This window comes from Streptococcus sp. HMSC034E03, from assembly GCF_001811505.1.
In the GTDB taxonomy this organism is placed as follows: Bacteria; Bacillota; Bacilli; order Lactobacillales; family Streptococcaceae; genus Streptococcus.
Genome location: NZ_KV804922.1, coordinates 1 through 271 on the forward strand (window position 1 = coordinate 1; position 271 = coordinate 271).

At 41.0% G+C, this 271-nt stretch carries 1 protein-coding gene; it reads left to right on the plus strand.

Annotated elements, in window-relative coordinates; genetic code table 11:
* The coding region (locus HMPREF2805_RS00255) for a Rib/alpha-like domain-containing protein (RefSeq protein WP_261676098.1) at nt 1-271 on the plus strand (271 nt) is incomplete at both ends.

Below are 271 nucleotides of genomic sequence, written 5' to 3' on the forward strand. Positions count from 1 at the left end.
AAAACCAACAGATGCAGATAAGAACGAGCCAACACCAAAAGCTCAAACTGTAGATAAAGGAACTGAACCAAAAGCAGAAGATTCAATCGGTAACTTGAAAGATCTTCCTAAGGGTACAACAGTAGCCTTCAAGGATCCAGTAGACACAACAACACCAGGTGAAAAACCTGCGACAGCAGTTGTAACTTACCCAGATGGTTCTAAGGAAGAAGTTCCAGTTAAAGTAACTGTTACAGACCCAAGTTCAAAACCAACAGATGCAGATAAGAAC